At 63.9% G+C, this 21,343-nt stretch carries 20 protein-coding genes, 1 tRNA gene and 1 riboswitch; of the genes, 7 read left to right on the forward strand and 14 right to left on the reverse strand.

From position 1 onward, the window contains the following. Nucleotides 1-23 precede the first annotated feature (23 nt). Together AC1DQK_RS10545 and AC1DQK_RS10550 are read right to left on the reverse strand one after the other, a co-directional pair. Nucleotides 24-1,421: a sensor domain-containing diguanylate cyclase gene (locus tag AC1DQK_RS10545; protein WP_477870181.1), complete on the reverse strand. Its 1,398-nt coding sequence runs from the start codon at nt 1,419-1,421 to the stop codon at nt 24-26. A gap of 179 nt (nt 1,422-1,600) precedes the next feature. Then, nucleotides 1,601-1,987 (reverse strand): response regulator, encoded by a 387-nt coding sequence (locus AC1DQK_RS10550; protein WP_477870183.1) that lies wholly within the window; start codon nt 1,985-1,987, stop codon nt 1,601-1,603. 328 nt (nt 1,988-2,315) lie between these two features. Here AC1DQK_RS10550 and AC1DQK_RS10555 point away from each other — a divergent pair, with 328 nt between their 5' ends. Next, a complete protein-coding gene (locus AC1DQK_RS10555) occupies nt 2,316-3,773 on the forward strand; it encodes a cobyric acid synthase (protein WP_477870185.1) in 1,458 nt (485 codons plus the stop codon). A gap of 42 nt (nt 3,774-3,815) precedes the next feature. Here AC1DQK_RS10555 and AC1DQK_RS10560 read toward each other — a convergent pair whose 3' ends face one another. Beyond that, nucleotides 3,816-4,331, reverse strand: a complete 516-nt coding sequence (locus tag AC1DQK_RS10560; protein WP_477870187.1) for an Hsp20/alpha crystallin family protein — start codon at nt 4,329-4,331, stop codon at nt 3,816-3,818. Nucleotides 4,332-4,402: 71 nt separating this feature from the next. Next, nucleotides 4,403-4,885: an Hsp20 family protein gene (locus AC1DQK_RS10565; RefSeq protein WP_477870189.1), complete on the reverse strand. Its 483-nt coding sequence runs from the start codon at nt 4,883-4,885 to the stop codon at nt 4,403-4,405. A gap of 213 nt (nt 4,886-5,098) precedes the next feature. Between AC1DQK_RS10565 and AC1DQK_RS10570 the strand changes: the two genes are divergently transcribed. The 3 genes from AC1DQK_RS10570 (at nt 5,099) to AC1DQK_RS10580 (ending at nt 8,791) form a co-directional block, all read left to right on the forward strand. Further along, nucleotides 5,099-5,551: a carboxymuconolactone decarboxylase family protein gene (locus AC1DQK_RS10570; RefSeq protein WP_477870191.1), complete on the forward strand. Its 453-nt coding sequence runs from the start codon at nt 5,099-5,101 to the stop codon at nt 5,549-5,551. Further along, nucleotides 5,551-6,402: a sigma-70 family RNA polymerase sigma factor gene (locus tag AC1DQK_RS10575; RefSeq protein WP_477870193.1), complete on the forward strand. Its 852-nt coding sequence runs from the start codon at nt 5,551-5,553 to the stop codon at nt 6,400-6,402. The genes AC1DQK_RS10570 and AC1DQK_RS10575 overlap by 1 nt, the downstream gene beginning before the upstream one ends. Nucleotides 6,403-6,670: 268 nt before the next feature. Then, on the forward strand, nt 6,671-8,791 hold the full coding sequence (locus tag AC1DQK_RS10580) for a molybdopterin-containing oxidoreductase family protein (protein WP_477870195.1): 2,121 nt from the start codon (nt 6,671-6,673) through the stop codon (nt 8,789-8,791). Between the two features lie 149 nt (nt 8,792-8,940). Here AC1DQK_RS10580 and AC1DQK_RS10585 read toward each other — a convergent pair. The 4 genes from AC1DQK_RS10585 to AC1DQK_RS10600 form a co-directional block, all read right to left on the reverse strand. Then, a tRNA-Thr gene (locus tag AC1DQK_RS10585) sits at nt 8,941-9,016 on the reverse strand. Nucleotides 9,017-9,035: 19 nt separating this feature from the next. After that, entirely contained in the window at nt 9,036-9,905 is an 870-nt protein-coding gene (locus AC1DQK_RS10590; RefSeq protein ID WP_477870197.1) for a hypothetical protein, read from the reverse strand. After that, nucleotides 9,905-10,255, reverse strand: a complete 351-nt coding sequence (locus AC1DQK_RS10595) for an MmcQ/YjbR family DNA-binding protein (RefSeq protein ID WP_477870199.1) — start codon at nt 10,253-10,255, stop codon at nt 9,905-9,907. Before AC1DQK_RS10595 ends, AC1DQK_RS10590 begins: the two co-directional genes overlap by 1 nt. Then, nucleotides 10,252-11,565 carry a replication-associated recombination protein A gene (locus AC1DQK_RS10600; protein ID WP_477870201.1) on the reverse strand — a complete coding sequence of 438 codons (1,314 nt, stop codon included), beginning with the start codon at nt 11,563-11,565 and terminating at the stop codon, nt 10,252-10,254. The genes AC1DQK_RS10595 and AC1DQK_RS10600 overlap by 4 nt, the downstream gene beginning before the upstream one ends. 125 nt (nt 11,566-11,690) lie before the next feature. Between AC1DQK_RS10600 and AC1DQK_RS10605 the strand changes: the two genes are divergently transcribed. After that, entirely contained in the window at nt 11,691-12,299 is a 609-nt protein-coding gene (locus AC1DQK_RS10605; RefSeq protein WP_477870845.1) for a PadR family transcriptional regulator, read from the forward strand. Continuing rightward, nucleotides 12,299-12,616 carry a DUF2218 domain-containing protein gene (locus tag AC1DQK_RS10610; protein WP_477870203.1) on the forward strand — a complete coding sequence of 106 codons (318 nt, stop codon included), beginning with the start codon at nt 12,299-12,301 and terminating at the stop codon, nt 12,614-12,616. Before AC1DQK_RS10605 ends, AC1DQK_RS10610 begins: the two co-directional genes overlap by 1 nt. Before the next feature lie 3 nt (nt 12,617-12,619). On the opposite strand, the gene AC1DQK_RS10615 is transcribed toward AC1DQK_RS10610, so the two are convergent. Further along, entirely contained in the window at nt 12,620-13,801 is a 1,182-nt protein-coding gene (locus AC1DQK_RS10615) for a glycosyltransferase family 4 protein (RefSeq protein ID WP_477870205.1), read from the reverse strand. Between the two features lie 315 nt (nt 13,802-14,116). On the opposite strand from AC1DQK_RS10615, the gene AC1DQK_RS10620 reads away from it, so the two are divergent. Beyond that, complete coding sequence (locus tag AC1DQK_RS10620) at nt 14,117-14,527, forward strand: low affinity iron permease family protein (RefSeq protein WP_477870207.1); 411 nt, start codon at nt 14,117-14,119, stop codon at nt 14,525-14,527. On the opposite strand, the gene trmFO is transcribed toward AC1DQK_RS10620, so the two are convergent. From trmFO to AC1DQK_RS10645, 5 genes are all read right to left on the reverse strand, one after another. Continuing rightward, nucleotides 14,514-15,857 carry a methylenetetrahydrofolate--tRNA-(uracil(54)-C(5))-methyltransferase (FADH(2)-oxidizing) TrmFO gene (gene trmFO / locus AC1DQK_RS10625; protein ID WP_477870209.1) on the reverse strand — a complete coding sequence of 448 codons (1,344 nt, stop codon included), beginning with the start codon at nt 15,855-15,857 and terminating at the stop codon, nt 14,514-14,516. The two genes, AC1DQK_RS10620 and trmFO, sit on opposite strands and share 14 nt — an antisense overlap. A 95-nt stretch (nt 15,858-15,952) precedes the next feature. Next, on the reverse strand, nt 15,953-16,435 hold the full coding sequence (locus AC1DQK_RS10630; protein WP_477870211.1) for a protein tyrosine phosphatase family protein: 483 nt from the start codon (nt 16,433-16,435) through the stop codon (nt 15,953-15,955). Between the two features lie 16 nt (nt 16,436-16,451). After that, nucleotides 16,452-16,531, reverse strand: a riboswitch (ZMP/ZTP riboswitch). A gap of 133 nt (nt 16,532-16,664) precedes the next feature. Then, entirely contained in the window at nt 16,665-17,033 is a 369-nt protein-coding gene (locus AC1DQK_RS10635) for a ribonuclease E inhibitor RraB (protein ID WP_477870213.1), read from the reverse strand. Between the two features lie 179 nt (nt 17,034-17,212). Next, nucleotides 17,213-18,592 (reverse strand): hypothetical protein, encoded by a 1,380-nt coding sequence (locus AC1DQK_RS10640; protein ID WP_477870215.1) that lies wholly within the window; start codon nt 18,590-18,592, stop codon nt 17,213-17,215. A 137-nt stretch (nt 18,593-18,729) separates the two neighbouring features. Next, nucleotides 18,730-21,285 carry a TonB-dependent receptor gene (locus tag AC1DQK_RS10645; RefSeq protein WP_477870217.1) on the reverse strand — a complete coding sequence of 852 codons (2,556 nt, stop codon included), beginning with the start codon at nt 21,283-21,285 and terminating at the stop codon, nt 18,730-18,732. Nucleotides 21,286-21,343 lie beyond the last annotated feature (58 nt).

The following is a 21,343-nucleotide window of genomic DNA, read 5'->3' on the forward strand; positions in this document are numbered from 1 at the left end:
ACGGCAGAAAGCAACGATGCCTTTCAGTTGGCCAGAATAGTACCCAGATCGTGAATCACAGGCGATCCACATGAACCGCGCTTGGATTCGTACATCATTCGATCAGCAGCACTCAGTATGACGTCGAGCTCGGTAGTATCTGCGGGATCGATGACAACCGCGCCAACGCTGACTCCAATGCCCCACCGTTGTTGCCTGCTGAGCTTTTCGATGCCGCTCCGAAGATCGTGAATCAATCGGACGGCCTCCGCGCGATCGGTTCGTGGCATCAATATCACGAACTCGTCACCCGCCATCCGGCATACTGTGTCGCCATCTCGCAGAAAAAACTGGAGCCAGGCGGCCGTTGCGATCAGGCATCGGTCGCCTTCGGCATGGCCAAGTTGGTCGTTTACCGCCTTGAACCCGTCGAGATCGATATAAGCCAGGACAGTCGGCAGGGCCGATCCGTTGAGAATTTCCCGATTGAAATTGTCAGCAAGCCAAAGCCGGTTGGGCAAGCCGGTAAGAACGTCGTGGTAAGCACGGTGCAGGGCGGATTTCCGATCGGAAATATCTTCGACAACTGCGACAAAAAAGTCCGGCGTCCCGTCTTGTTGCCGAACGAGCGATACCGTGAGATTGACCCAGACAAGAGCCATGTCGGCGCGAATATAGCGCTTCTCCATGGCATAATAGGGGATTTCCCCCGCCACCAGGCGCCGCGAATTTTCGACATCAACATCGAGGTCTGCGGGATGGGTAATCTGCTGGAAGCCTTGGTGAAGCAGGGTTTCTCTATCATGTCCGGCAATCGTGCAAAATCGCTCGTTCACCAGCAGGAAGTCGCCGTTCATCGCGACGTGCGCGATTCCCACCGCAGCCTGGTCGAACGTAGCTTGAAAGCGTTGAGACATCAGATCGCGGGCACGATAAGCCTCGTCGCGCGCCAAACGTGTCAGCCCGGATGAAATGACCCCGGCCAGCAACTGTGCGATGAGAAGATCGGCCTCACCGAGCGCGCCCGGCTGCTTGGAAAAGGCCTTGAAGACGCCCGACACCGCTCCTTGCAGCATGATCGGTGCCAGAATAATTGCCTTGATGCCACCCTCGCGACAGGCGGTCAGATTAACGGACGGATCATTCTCGACATCGGTGCAGAGATGCGCTTGGCGAGAAATCACGCATTGTTCGAAAAGGCTGCCGCTAATTCTCCTCCTGGTGCCCAGATGCGGGGCAGCGATACCACCTGCCGCGCGGCATACGCGCTCATTTGCATCCCGCAGTTCGATGTGAACCCCATCGGCTCCGGGGATAATGCGCAACGTGCCTTCCGCAACACCTCTCATCAGCCGGTCGATGTCCAGACCTGAGCTGAGCACATGTTCTTGAATCGCAAGCATTTCACGGGAAACTTCCTCAACGGTTAGCTTATAACCCAACGCTCCGACCTCCCCCGACATGAAGGCATGATAGGAGAGGGTTCATGAATGAGAAATGCCGCTCGACGCGATTAGTCTCGTTTTCGCTCAAGCCGCCGCGAAATGTAGGAGAAATGCAGTCTGAAAAGACGCCAGCTTCAACTCGCCTCTTCATCGATGCTTCGTGCGCCGGATCCGGGTCACGCCTCTAAACACTGCTCGATCAGGTCGGTCAGCGCGCTCAGTCGATAAGGCTTGGAGAGAAAGCTCGATCCCCGCGGGAGGCGCCGTGCCTTGGGATCGAAGTTTCCAGATCCGACGATAATCTTAACGGCAGGCCATCTCGTTTCGATTAGGAACGCGAGATGGGCTCCGTCCATAGTGCCTGGCATCCTGACGTCGGTGAAAACCAGATCTATGGGATGTTCGTCCAAAACTTTGATTGCCTCGATGGCATTTGCGGCTTCCAATATCGAATAGCCGGCGGATGTCAGACCTTCCGTGACCATGAAGCGGATGGGCTCTTCATCTTCGACCACGAGTATTAGCGCGGGTTTTGCCGGCACTCCTGATGATTCACCCGCCAAAGCTAATTCCCGAACACATCGCTCGATCGTGCGACTTGGCTCTCATAAACCGAAAATGATGGATTGCTAGAGTGGCTCGCCGAATTGGTTAGAGGTCGGGACCGGCAGAATTGTTGTGATTTCCTGCGAGGACTTCCCGAGCAAGCCGAGCAGCGCGCCAGACCGCAAGCATGATTGTCGCCGCGGCACCAGGAGCCTCGATGAGGCCGCGTCGCTCGCGCCGCTATCGAGAGCCTGGCAGAAGCTTTGCGACAGAATGCGATGCCAAAGATCTTCTCGTTGATGTGCGGGCTTGCCTGTGCCTCCGGCTCATCGCAGGAGGAGTCGCATGGCTGCTGTGATGCTGCAGGGAACCGGCTCCGATGTCGGCAAGTCGGTGCTCGTCGCCGGCATTTGCCGCGCGCTTGCCAATCGCGGCCTGCGGGTGCGTCCATTCAAGCCGCAAAACATGTCGAACAACGCAGCCGTCACCGTCGATGGCGGCGAGATCGGCCGGGCGCAGGCGCTCCAGGCGATCGCCGCGCGGGTCGAACCGCACAGCGACATGAACCCGGTCCTGCTCAAGCCGCAGGCCGACCGGACCTCGCAACTCATCGTCAATGGCAAGGTCAGCGGCACGCTCGGCAGCAGCAATTTCCGCGAGGCGCGCGGCGCGCTGCTCGGCGAGGTGATGGCCAGCTATCGGCGGCTGCAGGCGCAGTGCGATATCGTCGTCGTCGAGGGGGCAGGCTCGCCGGCCGAGATCAACCTGCGCGCGGGCGACATCGCCAATATGGGTTTCGCCCGCGCGGCCGATGTGCCCGTGCTGCTCGTCGGCGACATCGACAGGGGCGGGGTCATCGCCGCCATCGCCGGCACCAGGGCGGTCATGGAGCCCGCCGACGTGGCGATGATCCGCGGCTTCATCATCAACAAATTCCGCGGCGATCCGACGTTGTTCGAGGACGGATATCACCAGATCGAAGCGATATCCGGCTGGCGGGGCTTCGGCGTGGTGCCCTGGCTGACAGCGACCGCGCGCCTGCCCAGCGAGGATGCCGTCATCCTGGAGAAGCCGATGGCTGGCGGCGAGGGGCGGAAGCTGATCGCCTGTCCGATCCTGCCGCGCATCTCTAACTTCGACGATCTCGATCCGCTCAAGCTCGAGCCGGATGTCGAACTTCGCATGATACCGCCTGGCCGCCCGATACCCGCGGACACAGCGCTGGTCATCTTGGCCGGTTCGAAGGCGACGCTTGCCGACATGACCGCGATGCGCGTCGAGGGTTGGGATATCGACATTATGGCGCACCATCGTCGTGGCGGCATGATTCTCGGCCTGTGCGGTGGCTATCAGATGCTGGGCCGGCGGATCCACGATCCGGATGGCCTTGAAGGGGCGCCCGCGGAGGTCGCTGGGCTTGGCTTGCTCGACGTTGAGACCGTCCTCACGCCGGTCAAGGCGCTCCGGGCGGTCAAGGGCGAGGCACTGGGCGCTCGCTTCGACGGATATGAGATGCATATGGGCGAGACGAGCGGCCCGGGCACCGCCCGGCCGCTTGCCACCTTCGACGACGGCCGCAGCGATGGGGCGATCAGTGCGGATGGCGCCGTGCTGGGCAGCTATGTGCACGGCCTGTTATCCGATCCCCACCAGCGCCGGGCGCTTCTTTCCCACCTCGGGATAGACGGTGGAGGGCGCGATTATCGCACCTCGGTCGATCGGGCGCTCGACGAGATTGCAGCGAAGCTGGAGGAGCATGTCGACATCGATGGGCTCATCGCCCTTGCAAGCCGGGCGGCATGATGAGTGCGGCGTGGCCCGGGATCGAAATCCCGGGCCAGCCTGTCATGCGGCCTGCGAATTGATCGGGATGCGGCGGAGATTTTCGTTCGCCGCCTCGGATTTCGGAAGGGTGATGGTGAGCACGCCATTTTTGAAGGTCGCACTCGCCTGTTCCCGCTCGATCCCGCGGGGGAGGCCGATCCGCCGCTCGAACCGCCCGTAGCTGCGCTCGGTATAGCCACGGGCCTTGTCTTCGACCTCCGACTTCTTCTCGCCGCGCAAGGTGAGCGCGCCCTCTTCGAGCGTGATGTCGACATCCTTCTCCTCAAGGCCCGGCAGTTCGGCGGTGATGCGGAGATCCGTATCGGTTTCGCCGAATTCGAGGTTTGGCCATGCCATGCTGCGTTCGGCGCCTCCGAGGGAGGGCAGGCCGAACCCGCGGAACACATCGTCGAACAGCCGGTTCACCTCGCGGTGGAGAGACAGCAGCGGATTATCGCCACGGTCGCGCTCGGCACCAAAGGGTGCGGAGAGCCGGTTCTCCTGCCGGCTCCAGGGGATCAGATCACGAATTGCCATGATGTCGTCTCCTCTAGTGGCTAGAGAATGATGGGGCCCGCCGCCCAGCGGACGGCGGGCCGGTGGTTCGATCAGGCGGCGTGGCGGCCCTCGTCCTTGGGCGCTTCGAGGCGGTCATTGGCGGAAGCATTGCTGCCGCCGATCTCGATCTTGCGAGGTTTCATCGCGTCAGGGACAACCCGCTGAAGGTCGATCCTCAACAGGCCATTGTCGAAGCTGGCCGCGCGAACCTCCACGAAGTCCGCAAGTTCAAATCGCCGCTCGAAGGGGCGCGTGGCGATGCCGCGGTGCAGATACTGGCCGTCAGCCTTGTCCTCGGCTTGCCGGGCTGTGACTGTGAGCTGGTTCTGCTGCGCCACGATCTCGATGTCGTCGGGGCGGAAGCCGGCAACCGCGAGCGTGATGCGGTAGCTGTCCTCACCCTGCCGCTCGATGTCGAACGGCGGATAGCCGTCGGCACCGTCGCTGCGCATGCCGGTTTCGAGCAGATCGAACAGACGATCGAAGCCGACCGTCGAACGCCTGAAGGGCGCAAAGTCGAAAGTGGTTCTCATTTCCAAATCCTCCACATTGAGCAATTTGGGCATGAGAAGCGCCGGAGAGAGCCGACGCTCTCATATGTCCCAACCGGACCCGGTTCGCAGCGTCCGGTGGAGGAAAATTTAGGATGCGATTGGGCTCGTTCAAGAGTTTTTTTCATCTGCATGTCACATCTCCGCCCGCTGCCTCGTCAGGTTCGTGAAACAGCTGGCAAGAGGACTTCGAACATGACTGGCCGTACCAATCCCTATGCAGCGGCGCCTGAATTGCTGAAGGCGTGGTTTAACTTTTCCAATCAGGTCGCCGCGAGCGGCCTCGAGAAACCGCTGCTCGAACTGGTGAAGATCCGGGCGTCGCAGATCAACGGCTGCGCCAACTGCCTCAACATGCACAGCTATGAAGCGCGCCAGGCCGGCGAGACCGAGCAGCGCATCGCGGTTCTCGCCGCATGGCACGACGCTCCGTTCTATAGCGATCGTGAGCGCGCCGCGCTGGCCTGGACCGAGCATCTGACGCTGGTTGCCGACAAGCGCGCGCCGCTTCATGTCTATGAAGCATTGAACAGCCAGTTCAGCAAGGAGGAGCAGGTGCAGCTGACCATGATGATCAACGTCATCAACGGCTGGAACCGGCTGGCGGTGGGCTTCGACCTGTTTGCGCCTGAGCTGGGCTGGAAATAATGAGCGATGCCGCGGCCTTCGACGCGCTGAGGCCCCGGCTGCTGCGCGTCGCCTATCGGATGCTCGGATCGATGGCAGATGCCGAGGACGTCGTGCAGGACGCCTGGCTGCGCTGGGGCGCGGTCGATCGGGACAGGGTACGAGTCCCGGAGGCGTTCCTGCGGCGAATCGTCACCAGATTATGCCTGGACCAGCTCAGGTCGGCGCGGGTGCTGCGCGAGGAATATATCGGTCCTTGGCTGCCGGATCCGGTGATCGAACCCGAAGCGGTCGAAGATGTCACACTTCCCCTGATGTTGGCACTGGAACGGCTCTCTCCGCTCGAACGTGCAGCTTTCCTGCTTCACGACGTCTTCGGCGAGAGCTTCGATGACATCGCCGAGAGCATTGGGCGCGATTCCGCGGCCTGCCGGCAGCTTGCCAGCCGCGCCCGTGAGCATGTCCAGGCCGAGAAACCGCGCTTCCCGGTCGAGCGCGCGCACGGGCTGGAGATCGCGCAGGCCTTCTTCGCCGCATCCCGCGGGGGTGAGATCGGGCGGTTGAGCGAGATGCTGGCCGAGGATGTCAGTCTCTATTCCGACGGGGGCGGCAAGAGGCCCGCGGCCGCGCGCGTCATGCGTGGCGCGAGCGAAGTGAGGCGAACCTTCGCCGCGATTGCGCGGCTGGCGATGGGACGGACAGGGGAGCTGATCCGCTATGCCTATGTCAACGGCCTTCCCGGCTTCCTCACGCGCGAGGCGGACGGAATGCTTCAGACCACCGCGCTCCTGATCGAGCGCGGCAGCATCAAGGCGATCTATGTCATGCGTAACCCGGACAAGCTCCGCCATCTGGAAAAGCGGCTGAACTAGCGGGCGGGCGTCATGACCCGCGCGCTCGCTGGATGAGCTGCCTCACGGGACTGAATATTCCATGATTGTGATGGGATTGCGCCGCCCTTGCCAGCCGCCGACTGCGGCGGCATCGCGGGCTGCCACCGTTCGAGCCAGAGGTACAAGCAAGTCGTCGATGCCTTAGTTGCAGGCAATGCGCGCCGGAGAGGGTGAGGAACCCTCATGGAAAAAGAGCGGGCTGGCTGCTGGGTCGGCGGTGCGCTGGCCGCGTGAAAGGGAGATGCCGATGCGCGAGGTGATCAGCTCCTGCAGGATGTGCGCGGGACAATGCGGTTTGCGCCTGTCGCTCGACGATGCCGGCCGCCTGGTCTCGATCCGTGGCGATCACGCCAATCCCGTGACGCGCGGCTATGCGTGCATCAAGGGGCTGACGTTGGACGAGGCGCATGCCAGCCCCGATCGCATCCTTCACCCGCTGAAGCGGATGGAAGACGGCACGTTTCAGCGTATCCCGCTCGAACAGGCGCTCGACGAGATCGCTGAGCGGATGCGTGCGATTATCGAGCGGCTCGGACCGCATGCCGTGGCGGGGTTTCGCGGCACGATGAACTACACCAACTTCCTGGCCAATGCCTTGCTGCCGGAATTCCTGCGCGCGCTGGGCTCGCGCTCTTTCTTTTCGACGATGACGATCGACCAGTCCGCCAAGTGGATCAACGTCGAGCGGTTGGGGGCCTGGGCCGGAGGACGCACGCCCGTGCGCGAGTCCGATGTCCTCATGGCTGTCGGCACCAACCCGCTGATTTCGCTCTCGACCTTCAACTTCACGCTCCAGAACCCGATGAAAGGGCTCAAGGAGGCGCGCGCGCGCGGATTGAAGTTGATCGTCATCGATCCCCGCGAGACGGAAACGGCACGGTTCGCCGATCTGCACCTGCGCCCCTTGCCCGGCGAGGATGCCACGCTGATGGCGGGCCTGCTGCATGTCGTGCTGGCCTGCGGCTGGCAGGACAAGGTGTTCTGCGCGCGCTTTGTCGATGGCATAGACATGTTGCGCCTGGCCCTGGAGCCCTTCACGCCCGCGGCTGTGGCGGCGCGGACCGGCGTGACCGCGGCGGAGATCGAAGCCGCCGCGGCGATGTTTGCCGAGCCGTTGCCCGACCGCGCCAAGCGGGGGACCGCCGCCTCGGGGACCGGCCCGAACATGGGGCCGCATTCGAACCTGGCGGAGCATCTTCTCGAATGCCTCAACATCGTCTGCGGGCGCTATCCGCGAGCCGGCGACGCCGTGCCAAATCCAGGAGTGGTCGGCACCAGGACGCTACGGCTCGAGCAGGTTATCCCGCCGCAGCGCAGCTGGGAGAGCGGATGGCGCGATGGCCATGGCTTCGGCATGATCTTCGGCCAGCGAATGACCGCGACCCTGCCCGATATGATCCAAGCGCGGGGTGAGGATCGTATCGCTGCGCTGATCGTCGACGGGGGGAACCCGGTGAATGCCATTCCGGGCAGTGACGCCGCCGCCGCCTTCGCGCAGCTGGAGTTGCTGGTGTCGATCGACCCCTTCCTGACGGAGACGGGACGGCTGGCCCATTATATCCTGCCGCCGCCAATGATGCTGGAACGCCACGACATCTCGGGCGGGGATTATGAAGCGTTCATCCTGCAGGAGCCTTATGCTCAATATGTGCAGCCTGTGATCGCTCCGCCCTCTGGTGCTGAACTCGTCGATGACTGGCTGGTGTTCTGGGAGCTTGGCCGGCGCCTGCAGCTCGAACTGAGCGTCGCTGGTCATGTGCTCGACTATGGCGCGCGACCGGACAGCGAGTCATTGATCGCCATGATGCTCGAGGGGAGCGCTGTGCCATTCGAGACTATCAGGGCAGCCGAGGGTGGCAGGGTGTTCGACGTGGCGCCGATGGAGGTCCAGCCTGGCTCGTCGGATGCGCGCTTTGCCGTGGCACCCGTCGATGTGTTGCAGGAAATGGGCGAGCTGGCCGCTGAAGGCGGTGGCGATGACACACTCTGGAGGTTCCGTTTTTCGGTGCGCAGGATGCGCGAGGTTCAGAATACGCAATACCATGCCCTCGCTTCGATCCGGAAGCGGGTGCCTCGCAATCCTGCCTGGATGCACCCCGCCGACCTGGCGGAGTTGGGGATCGCTGACGGCGATGTCGCGGAGATCCGATCGGCGCATGGCGTGCTGGAGACGCCGATTGCAGCCGATCCGACGATGCGCCGCGGGGTCGTGGCGATGACCCATGGCTGGGGCGGCGGCATCGGTGTCAACGTGAACCGGCTGACCCACCGTCTCCTCGGGCGCGATCCCATCAATGCCATGCCCGTGATGACCGGCTTTGGCGTCAACGTCAGGGGGAAGGGGGCCGAAGAAGTGCCCGCACACTGATCCATGGCGGTCGATGCGCGAGGGTGTCGGCTACATCGATCTGGAGCAGCGCACCTTGCAACACCCGGCAACCCGTTCGGCTCGAGCTTGTTGCCCATGTCTTAGGTACAACCTGTCACCCATGTCTCCGGTATGCACAAGGGTGGTGCTGGTGCCGGCTGCAGGATTCGAACCCGCGGCCCCCTGATTACAAATCAGGTGCTCTACCAACTGAGCTAAGCCGGCACACGCTGTCCCTATTGCGTCAGGGAATGCCGAACGTCCAGCCCTCGACTGCGGCAATGTCGGCTGTAAGCAGGGGCGGGTGCCAAAGTTCGTCGCGCGGCGCGGCCTGGGCGAGCCAGGCGGCAGCGAGGATCGCGTCGGTGCTGTGGTCGTCATAGCTGGCCAGCACCGGCACCCGATGGATGCCATAACCCGCGAGGCCCGCTTGCAGGCGGTCGGCGTCCCGCATCTTGCTGCCGCCGCGCAGGCCCGCCTGTCGCGCGGCGATCGTGGTGTAGAGCTCGACGATCACCGGCCCCCGCGCGGGGATCGGATCGAACGGCCAGACCGGCACGCGCCCGTCGAGCCGGTGGAGTAGGCGCATGCCGGTCAGGCTCGATTTGCCGACCTGCGCCGCGCCGACCAGATTGAAGCTGCTCGTCGCGGGCGCGTGGCGTTGATCGCGACAGATCCGTTCGACTAGCCGGTGCCGGCCATTTCCCGGCCCGAACAAGTCACCCTGCCGGCCGCCATGACGGCGGAAGTGGCGGCTGGCCTCGGGATGATCGACCAGTGTTCCCGCCCCCATATGCGGTTCGGCCCGGCACGTCTCGTCGACCAGCCGCCACAGCGCGCGCGCGTCGGCGGGGCTTTCCGTCCAGCCGGGAAAATAGGCGCTGGCATCGAGAAAGGGCAAGGCAGCTGAGAAGTCGATGCCGACCAGAAGGTCGGTCTTGCGGGTGGCATGGTCGAGCAGCCATTCGAGGACGGCCTCCCGCGACCAGGGCCGCTCGATGAGGCGCGGCGTCCGTCCGGGCCCGTCGCTGATCGCTACCGCAATCCCCTTCTGCCGCTCACCCTTGGCGCCAGACCAGTCGATGCAGGCGAAGCGCCTGAAGCGGCGGTGCATTATGTCTTCTTCGGCCGCTTCTTGGCGAGCGCCTGCTGGTGGGCGCGCTCGATCATCGCATGTACGCGCTCGGGATCAGGGCTGTCGAAGCGGACCAGCACCGACGGCCAACCTTCATAATGCCGCGTCTGCCAATAGGTCTCGGGGTCGGTTTCCTTAAGCATGTCGACCGTGTCGCGGTCGATCATGAGGCAGAAGCTGCCGTCTTCGCGCCCCGGGGCAATGAAGGCGTTGCCATTGGCTTTGACGGCGGGCCCGCCATAATAGGTCGAGCGCTCGGCACCGGGCAGGCTGGCGGCAAAGGCGGTGACGCCTTCCCAGTCGAGGGCCCTGGCGCGGTCGGGGCTCATCCTTCCCGCCGCTCCTGGCGCAGCTTTTCCCAATAAGCGAGGCGCTCGGCGATCTTGGCCTCGAAGCCCCGCGGGGAGGGCATGTAAAAGGTCTGGGCGCCCATTTCCTCGGGCCAGTAATCGTCGCCCGAGAAAGCGTCCTCGGCATCATGGTCATAGGCGTAGCCCTTGCCGTAGCCGATGTCCTTCATCAGCTTGGTGGGGGCGTTGAGGATCGTCTTGGGCGGGCTCAGCGAGCCGGTGTCCCGCGCCGAGCGGAACGCCGCCTTCTGTGCCGCATAGGCTGCGTTGGATTTGGGCGCCGTAGCGAGATAGAGGCAGGCCTGCACGATCGCCAGCTCGCCTTCGGGCGAGCCCAGGAAATCATAGGCATCCTTGGCGGCAAGGCACTGCACCAGCGCCTGCGGATCGGCGAGGCCGACATCCTCGCTGGCAAAGCGGACCAGCCGGCGCAGGACGTAGAGCGGCTCCTCGCCCGCGGTCAGCATCCGCGCGAGATAATAGAGCGAAGCCTGCGGGTCCGAGCCGCGCAATGATTTGTGAAGCGCGGAGATGAGGTTGTAGTGGCCCTCGCGGTCCTTGTCATAGACCGGCATGCGGCGGTGGAGCAGCGCCGCCAGCTCGCCGGGCTCGAGGGGGTGATCGATCGCGATCGAGAACAGCGTCTCGACCTGGTTGAGCAGGAAGCGGCCATCGCCATCCGCCGAGGCCACCAGCGCTGCGCGAGCATTGTCGGTGAGCGGCAGTTCGCGGCCTTCGATATCCTCCGCGCGAGCGATCAGCCGGCCCAGCGCCGCGGCGTCGAGCCGGTTGAGGATCAGCACCTGCGCACGGCTGAGCAGGGCGGCATTGAGTTCGAAGGACGGGTTTTCGGTGGTGGCGCCGACCAGGACGACGGTGCCGTCCTCGACATAGGGCAGGAAGCTGTCCTGCTGGGCACGATTGAAACGGTGGATCTCGTCGACGAACAACAATGTTCGGGTGCCCAGCCGGGCGTGCTCGCGCGCCTCGGCAAAGATCTTCTTGAGATCGGCGACGCCGGAGAACACCGCCGACACCGGCGCGAAGCGCAGGCCAACGGCGTCGGCGAGCAGCCGCGCGATCGTCGTCTTGCCGGTGCCGGGCGGCCCCCACAGCACCAGTGACGACAGCCGGCCTGCGGCCACCATCCGGCCGATCGCGCCATCCGGGCCGGTTAGATGTTCCTGGCCGATCACCTCGTCGAGGCTGCGGGGTCGCAGCCGTTCGGCCAGCGGCGCGGCATCGACGGGCAAGGCGGCAGAGGGTTCGGGCGCAAAGAGATCGGCCATCGCAGTGGATATAGGCGCGCGATCGGCACGCGCACAGGGGGCAGAAGAAGGGTCTTGCAAAAATCCACTCAAGATATATCTTAGACATATCGAAAGTGACTCCGTTTGACGAGTAGGGAGTAATGATGTTCGGTTTTCACAGACAGCATCGCGCCGCTGGCCACGGCACCAGACATGCGATGCGCGGCCGCCATGGCGGTTTCTTCGGCGGTGGATTCGGCGAAGCCTTTGGTGAGGGTTTCGGCGAAGGCCGAAGCGGCAGGGGCGGTGGGCGGCGTCGCGTCTTCGATGGCGCCGAGCTTCGGCTGATCCTGCTTAGCCTGATCGGCGCGCAGCCGCGCCACGGCTATGACCTGATCAAGGCGATCGAAGAACGATCGGGCGGCGCCTATGCACCCAGCCCCGGCGTCGTCTATCCTACGCTCACCTTGCTCGAGGACATGGGCCACATCGCCGAGCAGGCGGCCGAAGGCTCGAAGCGGCTATTTGCGATCACCGATGCGGGCAAGCTCGAGGTCGGCCAGCAGGCCGAGATGATCGAGGCGCTGTTCGCGCGGCTCGAAGCGCTTGGCGAGCAGCGCAGCGACGACGATCGCTCGCCGGTCAAGCGCGCGATGGTCAACCTCGCGATGGCGCTGCGGACCCGGATGCGGCACGGCGACCGCTCGCCCGACCTCGCCCATGACATAGCCGCCCTGCTCGACGAGACGGCGCGCAAGATTGAGAGGCTGTGATGGTGGTCGCGATCGCGATAGTGCCGACGACGAGCGGCAGCAAATATCTACAGCAGCTTTGCAAGCATTGGTCGCATAATCTGGCGGTTGAGTTCACGCCCACCCATGGCAACGCGGTGCTACCAAAGGACGCGCGCGGCGCGAATCACCCGGGCGACGCGCTGGTGACATTCGATGCGGACCCGGAGTCGCTGGCGGTGCGGATCGACGCGACCTGCGACGCCCAACTCGAAGGACTGAAGGGTGCCGTCGCGCGCCACCTCGACCGTTTCGCCTTTCGGGAAGCGCCGCTGGCGTTCGACTGGCGGAATGCGTGAGCCTTAAGGCACCGGGCTTTGCCGCGCCAGCCGCACGCCTGCGCCATGCTGGCGGATGATGCGCAGATAGGCGTCGACCAACTCCTGGTTGACCTTGTCCCAGCCATAGCGCTCGCTCGATTTGAGGCCGGCCTCGCCGACGGTGCGGCGCAGCGCTTCGTCCTCGCAAAAATGCTGGAGCGCATCGGCAAAGGCCTGGGTGCGGCCCGCCTGGATCAGCCGGCCCGTGACCCCATCCTCGATGAGGCTCTCGCTGCCGGTCGCGCGTGCGGCGACCACCGGTAGCCGGGCCGCCATGGCTTCAAGCGTGACATTGCCGAAGGTCTCGGTGACCGACGGATTGAACAGCATGTCCATCGAGGCGACCGCGCGGCCGAGCTCCTCGCCCTTCTGGAAGCCGACGAAGATCGCTCCGGGCAGCCGTTTCTCGAACCAGTCGCGGGCCGGTCCCTCGCCTACGACCAGCACCTTGTGCTTTACCTGTCGCCGCATCAGCTGGTCGATCGCGTCGGCGAAGACGTCCAGGCCCTTCTCCATGACCAGGCGGCCGACGAAGCCGATCGCCACGTCGTCCGGGGCGATCCCCAGCGACTGCCGCCAATCCTGGCAACGCCGTCCAGGCTGGAATATCGTCCGATCGATGCCGCGCGACCAGATGCCGACATCATAGCTCATCCGCTGTTCGCGCAGCAGCTGCGCCATCGATTCCGACGGCGCAAAGATCGCGTCGCAGCGGCGGTAGAACCGGCGCAGCAGGGCTTCGACCACGGGTTCGAGGAAAGCGAGGCCATAATAGCGGAAATATGTCTCGAAGCGGGTGTGGACCGACGCCACCACCGGTAATTTGCGGCGCAGCGCGAGGCTCACCGCGCGGTGTCCGAGGATCTCGGGGCTCGCGACGTGCAGGATGTTGGGATCGAAGCGCTTGATGTCGCGCTTGATGCTGGGAGGGATCATCAACGGGAAGCGATATTCCGCGCGACCCGGCACCGGCAGCGACGGGATGCTGACGAGGTCTCCGGTCGGGGGGAAGGCGGGCTGCTTCACCGTCGGCGAATAGATGCGGACCGCCGCGCCCTGGCCGAGCAGATAGCCGACAAGCCGGTTCAGCGCCTGGTTGGCGCCGTCGCGAACATAGTTGTAATTGCCGGTGAACAGGGCAACGCGAAGCTGGGAAGCGTCCATCGGCACGCCTCTAGCGCGTCGGGCATCAAAGGCAACCGGAACAGCGCCCCTTATCATGAGTTAATCCGGCGAAAGAGTCCCGCAATGGCGAACAGCTTTCGCAAAGGCCAAAAGATCCTCTGGAAGCGGGGAGGCATGAGGTGCAGGGCGAGATCACCGAGCGTTTCGAGCGCCGCGTCCAGCGCACCATCGAGCGCACACGGTCGCCCGCGCGGCACGCCCGGCAATCCGGCCTATCTGGTCCGCTCCGACGACGGTAAGGTCGCGCTGAAATGCGGCTCGGAACTCACCGCGGGGAATGAAGGACTTCATGCAATGGATCGCTGGTTTACCCATATCGCCGGCAAACTGGCTTCCGCCGTCGGCCAGCCGCTCGCCTTTGTAGTAGCGCTGACGGCGATCATCCTGTGGGCGGCGAGTGGACCGATCTTCGGTTTTTCCGATACGTGGCAGCTGATCGTCAACACGACCACCACGATCATCACCTTCCTCATGGTGTTTCTGATCCAGAATGCCCAGAACCGTGACGCCGCGTCGATGCAGTCGAAGCTGGACGAACTGATCCGGTCGCACAGGGAGGCGCGCAACGAATATATCGGGATCGAGCACCTCACCGAGAAGGAACTGGAGAAGATCCGCACCGACCTGGAGCAGGAGTGCGACCAGGGCCAGGACATCCGTACCGGCCAGGCCGCCAGCCTCAATCACCTCATCAGGCGGCGATAGCCTCCTGGCTCGACATGATCCAAGCCTTCATGTCTTCGAGGGCGCGCTCGGCGTACATGGCCTTGCGATCGGCCTTGCGCTTGCGGCCGCCGCGGGCGCCTTCGACGGGAGGAAATAGCCCGAAATTGATGTTCATCGGCTGGTAGCTGTCGGCGTCGGCGCCGCCGGTGATGTGGCCAAGCAGCGCGCCGAGCGCGGTGGTCAGCGGCGGCGGCGCGATGGCCTTGCCCAGCAGTTCCGCCGCGGCGAAGCGGCCCGCCAGCAGCCCGATTGCCGCAGACTCGACATAGCCTTCGCAGCCGGTGATCTGACCGGCGAAGCGGATATGCGGCCGCGCCCTGAGCCGGAGCCGCTCGTCGAGCAGTTTCGGGCTCTGGATGAAGGTGTTGCGGTGCAGCCCGCCAAGCCTTGCGAACTCGGCATTTTCCAGGCCGGGAATGGTCCGGAACAGTCGCACCTGTTCGCCATGCTTGAGCTTGGTCTGGAAGCCGACGATGTTCCACAAGGTGCCGAGCGCGTTGTCCTGGCGCAGCTGGACCACGGCATAGGGCCAGCGGCCTGTGCGGGGATTGTCGAGCCCCACCGGCTTCATCGGTCCATAGCGCATCGTGTCGACGCCGCGCTCCGCCATCACCTCGATCGGCATGCAGCCATCGAAATAGGGCGTGTCCTTCTCCCAGTCCTTGAACTCGGTCTTCTCGCCGTCGAGCAGCGCCTGATGGAAGGCGAGATATTGCTCCCTGTCCATCGGACAGTTGATATAGTCCTTCGTCTCGCCCTTGTCCCAGCGCGACGCCATCCAGGCGATGTCCATGTCGATCGAGTCCCTGTGGACGATCGGCGCGATGGCATCGAAGAACGCCAGCGAATCGGCGCCGGTCGCATCTCCGATCGATCCGGCCAGCGCGGCGGCGGTGAGTGGCCCGGTGGCGACGATGACCGGCCCGTCCATCGGCAGGGTGTCGATCCGTTCGCGCAGAAGCTGGATGTTGGGGTGGCTGCTGATCGCCTGCGTCACGGCCTCGGCATAGCCCTCGCGATCGACAGCGAGCGCGGAGCCGGCCGGCACGCGATGCGCGTCGGCGGTTCTCAGGATCACCGATCCAAGCGCGCGCATCTCCGCGTGGAGCAGGCCGACGGCGTTGTTCGGATCGTCCGACCGGAAGCTGTTCGAGCAGACCAGCTCCGCCAGGCTGTCGGTCTGATGGGCAGGGGTGGCTTCGATGCCGCGCATTTCCGACAGGCGGACGCGGATACCCGCCTCCGCCAGCTGCCACGCCGCTTCCGATCCGGCGAGCCCGCCGCCGATCACATGCACCTGATGATCCATGCGGGGGCTCTAGGACGCGGGTGCGATTACTGCAATGTTGGTATGGCGAGGTCTTGCCGCCGCCAGCGTTAGTGTGGACGTGCCCATCGCTGATCTCATGAGATGAGCGTTTTCGGTGGACGATGGGGCATTGAGCTGCCGACATCATCTCCGATGAACGAGGCCCATACGCCACCGGGCTGCCACACCGTGTCCATCAACGCCCGCGCTTCTGCGTCGTCGAGCCCGCAGACCTCTTTCTGCCAGCGGTAAAGAAAGGCTGATACCCTCATATTGGCTATACAATGAACGTGCACACTCTTGTCGCCTATCTCGCTCATTGCTTCGCAAAATTTGACGAAGTCTTCTTCGGTCGGCCGCTCGAACTCCACAGGAATGTGCTTATAGACAAGGCCAAGCCTTGCGAGGCTGGCTGCCTCATCAGGTAAAGCCTTTTCATGCGTATGCAGGCCCAGATTTATGACGTGCTCGATCCCGAGCATTGGCAGTTCGCCAAGCTGCTCCTCGGTGGGTTGGCCTGAGGTGGTGACGCGGCTGTCGAGGCGTCGCCAGTTATAGATATCGGTGGGATCGGACATATCAGCACCTTTATTTACAGGGTGCCCAGGCGAGCGGCGGCTTCATTCGCGCTCCACGGTGGTGCTCCACCTTTCTCGCCAGTCACGCGAACGAGCCTCGTATAGCGCATTACCGCTATACCACCAAATCTTCTGACCAGGTGGGCGGCCGCTTCGAAGCGCCGGGTGCCGTTCTTAGCGACGGCCGGTAAGGCGCAAGCGGGCATGAAGGTCCGCACGGTGACCTCAGCTAAGGATGGTGGTCCGTCTCCGTTTCGGCGACTGTGCCCCAGCCGTCATAACCCACGCCATAGGTAGCCTCGATGCGTAGCGCATCTTCGGTCAGGCCGCACAGCGCGCTATCCGTGGTCGTCTGGTCGCGCTGCAGCCACAGCGTCGCCTGGCCGTCGTCTTCCTCGGTAATGTCGACGACGCGCCAGCCGAGTTGCTCCGCATCGTCCTCGATCTGCGAAATGGCTTCGGCGTCACCCTCGAAATGCACGTCGACGGGTCGCACCTTCTCCGCGACATCGCCATTTTCGCGCAGGGCACGGACGACATCCTCATCGGCGGCCAGTTCCTCGGCCAGCCTGGCGGGATCAATGGAGATGTTTGTCATAGCGGCACCGGCGGGAAGGAGGGAATATCGGTGCTCTAAACGTCGGACCTTCGTAATTGAAGAGACGCTGCGCGTTTTCACCCGCTGTCGGAAGATTATCGCCTTTCCACGCGCTCAGCTTACGACCGACCGGCCGAGGGGGCGACATGGCGACAGCACCGGCCGGCTTTCCTATCGGCTCAGTCGCGCTGGCGACGTTCATAGGCGGCGAAGTTGACCGCTTGCTCCAGCCTGCGTTGCAGCGGCGAGACATGGACGAGGCCCGGCATCGTCGCCAGGTCGGCCAGCTTGACCACCCGGAAATCGCGGACGGCCGTCGCGGTGTCGAAATCCTTCGGCGTGCGCTGCCAGCGCAGGATCGCGTAGCCGTCGTGCAGGCCGGCCGTGTCGACCCAGTTGGCGACGCCGGGGTCGGTCGGGCTGATGAGATAGGTGTAGGTGCCGTCGTCATTCGATCGCGACTGCGAAGGGTTCAGGCTGATCTGGTAACGCCGTGAATCGGCCGTGATCTCCCACGGATCGCTGACGTGGACCGAGAAATACTTCGCGCCACCCGAGGCCAGGGTGAGCAGGATCGCCTCGTCCTTGCCCAGCTGGAAGCGCAGCTTGCCGGCGTAGCCGAAACCTCCGGCGCGGGCGACGGGCGCCCTGTAGCTGTTGGGCTCGAGGCCGCCCATGTTGATGTTGTGCCAGTTGCTCCAGAAGCGGACATAGGCGGGCAGGCCCGTCATCACGCGGCGCTTGAGCTCGTCATAGGACAGGGCGGCGGGCGCGGCGCCGGCGATGCGGCGGACATGCAGTTCTGCGGGCCGCTGGTTCCAGTCGGTGAGCGTCTCGCGGACCATGAGCGTCACATCGCCGGGCGCGCTGTCCATGTGGTCGCCCGCGCCGGCCGACCCGCCCAATGTGATCCGGAAGCTGCCGTCCGGCGCGATCGTCATCTGCTCGTCGGTGATCGAGCTGACATGATTGCCCATGTCCGCCTTCTTGATCTGATCGTTGAGCGGGACCGGCCCAATCCGGCCGCGCATCAATTCGAAGATCATCATCGACGGTCGGCTCGACATGTCGAACCGGCCAGTGATCTCATATTGTCCGCTGCCGTCGACCGGGACCCGCCGGTAGATATTGTCGGGAAGGTCGCTGCCGATGCCGGTGCCCCACAGCGTGTGACCGCCCAGCGTATGCGGCGCATCCTCCCACCAGAAGAATCCGGGCACGGGCTGCAGCGCGGTGATCTCGCCCGCGATGAACGACGACGTCCACTGCCACACGGCGCGATCGAGCATCGCCGCGCCGTCGATCGTCCGGCCGGTCGCGGTCTCTTCCAGCTCGGCCGCGAGCTTGCGACGGATCGTGCTGATCTGCGGCTCGCCGAGCAGGCGGATGAGCAGCGTTTCGGTTTCGATCTGCTGGGGCGTACCGAGCACCGGCCGTTTGATCGGGGCGCTTCGCAGGCTGTCGTCGGGGTGCGCGACGCCTTGGGCGAGCGCCCCTGTTGAGGCCATCAAAGCGATCGCGATGATCGCTCCGCCGAGACCGGCAGCAGCCTTGTTCATAATCGCTCCTCCATCCGGCGGGACCGACGGCCGCACCGGTTCAAAGCGATTCCAGGCCGGGGCTCAGGTGCCGGCCCGGAAATCGCAGCAAGGCAGACGGAGCCGGTGATCCGACGCGATCGGATCCCGAGCCCGTCCTAGAACTTCACCGTACCCGTCACGCCATAGGTGCGCGGATCGCCCCATTTGCAGGTGGCATAGCCGATGCTGTTGAGGTTGTTCGAGCAGAACAGCTTGTAGTGCTTGTCCGCCAGGTTCGAGCCCCAGATGGCCAACGAAACGTCTGACCCAAACAGATTGTCGAACGAGATCCGGCCGCCGATCGTGCTGAAGCTGGGCGTCTGGTAGATGCCCTGCACGGCCAGGCCCTTGGTGCTATCGCGATAGAAATAGTTCGCGCTCAGCCGGGTCTTGGCGAAGCTTTCGGGCACGAAATCGAGATCCAGGGTGGCCGAGGCGGTGAGCGTGGTACGGGGCACGCCCGCGAACTCGGAGCCCTGCAGATTGACGCCGCCGGCGAAGTTGATCGGGTTGGAATTGGCGATCGGCAGCGCCGGATTGGTAGGCTGCGGCACGATCGAACCCGCGCCATAACGGCCGACCTGGTAGGAATAGCCGGCGTTCAGCTCCAGCTGCGGGATCGGCTTGATCGACGCGTCGATCTCGACGCCCTTGATCGTCGCCTTGCCGAGATTGAGAATGATCGCGTCGGTAAAGGTGCCGCAGGCCGGGCCATTGGCCGGATCAGCTGCCTGGTTGGCGCAGAATTGCAGGATGTCGGTCGTCTGTATCTGCTTGTACTTGCCGATGAAGCCCGCGACGTTCAGGCGATAGGGGACCGTTCCCAGCCGGCCCTGATGCTTGAGGCCGAGCTCGAAGTCGGTGATCCGCTCTGGCCCGAACAGATTATACTGCAGCAGCCGGGTCGTGGGGTTCGGGCCGCCCGCCTTGAACCCGCGGCGATTGGCGAAATAAAGCAGCGTATCGGGCGTCGCCTGATATTCCACCGAGGCGGTCCACGTCAGCGCTTTGTAGGTGCGCTGGCCGCTGATCTGGCATTGGGCGCCATTGTTGACGGCGACCACGTTGCCAAGCGTCGTATTGAGCTCGTTGCAGGCCGCTTGCGGCCGGCTGGCGTCCCAGCTCTGCAACTGATCGACGGTGCTCGTGAAGAAATTCTCGTTGACGTTCTTCTTTTTGTCATTGGTGTAGCGCAGGCCTGCCGTCACCCGCACTCCGTCGAGGCCCGCGCCGCTGAAATCATAGGTGGCCTGTGCGAAAAGCGCCTTGGAATCGGTGGAGTCGTTCATCTGCGAATGACGGGTAGGGCGCGGGCCGTAGAAGGAGGCCGGCCCGACCACGAAAGACGAGTTCACCGCGTAGAGATGCTTGGTGTGCGCGTAGAAGCCGCCCGCGATGAACCGAAGATTGTCCATCGTTCCAATGATCTGAAATTCGTTGGAGAAGGTTTTGTAATTATTACGATAATATGTGTCGTTGTTGGTTGCGTAGCCCGACACGGGGCTACCCAGCACGCCCGCGAAATTGAGGATCATGCCCGAAATGCCCGAGGGATCCTGATGGTCTATCGCCTTCTCATGGCGGTAGCCGAGGATGTTCTTGAGGGTGATCGTGTCGTTCAGCTCGTAGGTCGTGGCGTTCGACAGTCCATAGACCTCCGAACGCGCGCCGAAGGTGCTGATGACCTGTGGCGATCCATTGGTCTGCACGCCGTTGACGAAGTAGAAGCCCGGCAGCGTGTTGCCGACTCCGGTGAAGGCGGTCGAGCGGAACGGATTGCCGCTGCGGACGAGCAGTCCCCTGGCGGTGTCTATCACGGCGGTGCCGCCGCCCAGGGCGCTCTGCTGCATTACGGCCTGTTGGGTGACGCTCCGGAAGAAATTGCCGTTCAGCGGCGCGGCGTCGATCACCGCCGGCGTTGGGATCTCGTTGCGATGGATATAGTCGACCGTGGTCAGATTCTCGAAGCGGTCGTCGGGCTTGATGAGCAGGCTGACGCGGCCGCTCTCATTGTGGCGGTTGTTAAGATCCTTCTGCCCCGGATTGACGTTCCGGAAGAAGCCGTCCTGCCGCTCGATCTGGCCGGCGGCGCGGAGGGCCACCTTGTCCGTGACGAGCGGGATGTTCAGCATGCCGTTGACCAGCCTGCGGTCGTAATTGCCATATTCGGCGGAAATCTGGCCCTCGGTGTCGAACACCGGGCGTTTGGTGGTGACGACGAGCGCACCGCCCATGGAGTTCTTGCCGAACAGCGTTCCCTGCGGCCCCTTCAGCGCCTGGACGCTGTCCAGATCATAGAGGGTCAGGCCGCGCGTGCCCTGCGGGACGCCGTTGACGTAGGTCACGACATTCTCGTCCGTCTGGTTCACCTGGCGCTGGCCGCGCAGGATGATCTCGGGACGCGAAGGATTGATGCTGCTCGGCCTGATCTGCAGGTTGGGCACGCTGAACTGGATGTCGTTGACCGTCGTGACGTTTCGACGTTCGAGCGTCGCGGCCGTCAGCGTGGTGACCGCCACCGGTACCTTCTGCTGGTTCTCCTCGATGCGGCGCGCCGTGACGATGATCTCTTCCAGGCCGTTATCCGCCGGAACGGCTTCTTGCGCGACGGCGGGCGTGACGATGCAGAGGGCGATGGTGGCGCAGCCAAGGCGCAACGATGACTTCAGCATGATGTTTCCTCCCCAACATTATATCGGCCGGCTTCGTCGAGCCGTTTGGCGGCGAATA

Source organism: Rhizorhabdus sp. P4_G5 (assembly GCF_056401065.1).

Excerpts from the sequence above, each read along its gene's own strand:
- AC1DQK_RS10640 (WP_477870215.1), bottom strand. The coding sequence starts at position 18,592 with ATGAACAAGGCTGCTGCCGGTCTCGGCGGAGCGATCATCGCGATCGCT.
- AC1DQK_RS10560 (WP_477870187.1), bottom strand. The coding sequence starts at position 4,331 with ATGGCAATTCGTGATCTGATCCCCTGGAGCCGGCAGGAGAACCGGCTC.
- AC1DQK_RS10615 (WP_477870205.1), bottom strand. The coding sequence starts at position 13,801 with ATGGACGCTTCCCAGCTTCGCGTTGCCCTGTTCACCGGCAATTACAAC.
- AC1DQK_RS10590 (WP_477870197.1), bottom strand. The coding sequence starts at position 9,905 with ATGCACCGCCGCTTCAGGCGCTTCGCCTGCATCGACTGGTCTGGCGCC.
- AC1DQK_RS10565 (WP_477870189.1), bottom strand. The coding sequence starts at position 4,885 with ATGAGAACCACTTTCGACTTTGCGCCCTTCAGGCGTTCGACGGTCGGC.
- AC1DQK_RS10620 (WP_477870207.1), top strand. The coding sequence starts at position 14,117 with ATGGATCGCTGGTTTACCCATATCGCCGGCAAACTGGCTTCCGCCGTC.
- AC1DQK_RS10605 (WP_477870845.1), top strand. The coding sequence starts at position 11,691 with ATGTTCGGTTTTCACAGACAGCATCGCGCCGCTGGCCACGGCACCAGA.
- AC1DQK_RS10595 (WP_477870199.1), bottom strand. The coding sequence starts at position 10,255 with ATGAGCCCCGACCGCGCCAGGGCCCTCGACTGGGAAGGCGTCACCGCC.
- AC1DQK_RS10600 (WP_477870201.1), bottom strand. The coding sequence starts at position 11,565 with ATGGCCGATCTCTTTGCGCCCGAACCCTCTGCCGCCTTGCCCGTCGAT.
- trmFO (WP_477870209.1), bottom strand. The coding sequence starts at position 15,857 with ATGGATCATCAGGTGCATGTGATCGGCGGCGGGCTCGCCGGATCGGAA.
- AC1DQK_RS10630 (WP_477870211.1), bottom strand. The coding sequence starts at position 16,435 with ATGTCCGATCCCACCGATATCTATAACTGGCGACGCCTCGACAGCCGC.
- AC1DQK_RS10610 (WP_477870203.1), top strand. The coding sequence starts at position 12,299 with ATGGTGGTCGCGATCGCGATAGTGCCGACGACGAGCGGCAGCAAATAT.
- AC1DQK_RS10635 (WP_477870213.1), bottom strand. The coding sequence starts at position 17,033 with ATGACAAACATCTCCATTGATCCCGCCAGGCTGGCCGAGGAACTGGCC.
- AC1DQK_RS10570 (WP_477870191.1), top strand. The coding sequence starts at position 5,099 with ATGACTGGCCGTACCAATCCCTATGCAGCGGCGCCTGAATTGCTGAAG.
- AC1DQK_RS10580 (WP_477870195.1), top strand. The coding sequence starts at position 6,671 with ATGCGCGAGGTGATCAGCTCCTGCAGGATGTGCGCGGGACAATGCGGT.
- AC1DQK_RS10555 (WP_477870185.1), top strand. The coding sequence starts at position 2,316 with ATGGCTGCTGTGATGCTGCAGGGAACCGGCTCCGATGTCGGCAAGTCG.
- AC1DQK_RS10645 (WP_477870217.1), bottom strand. The coding sequence starts at position 21,285 with ATGCTGAAGTCATCGTTGCGCCTTGGCTGCGCCACCATCGCCCTCTGC.
- AC1DQK_RS10575 (WP_477870193.1), top strand. The coding sequence starts at position 5,551 with ATGAGCGATGCCGCGGCCTTCGACGCGCTGAGGCCCCGGCTGCTGCGC.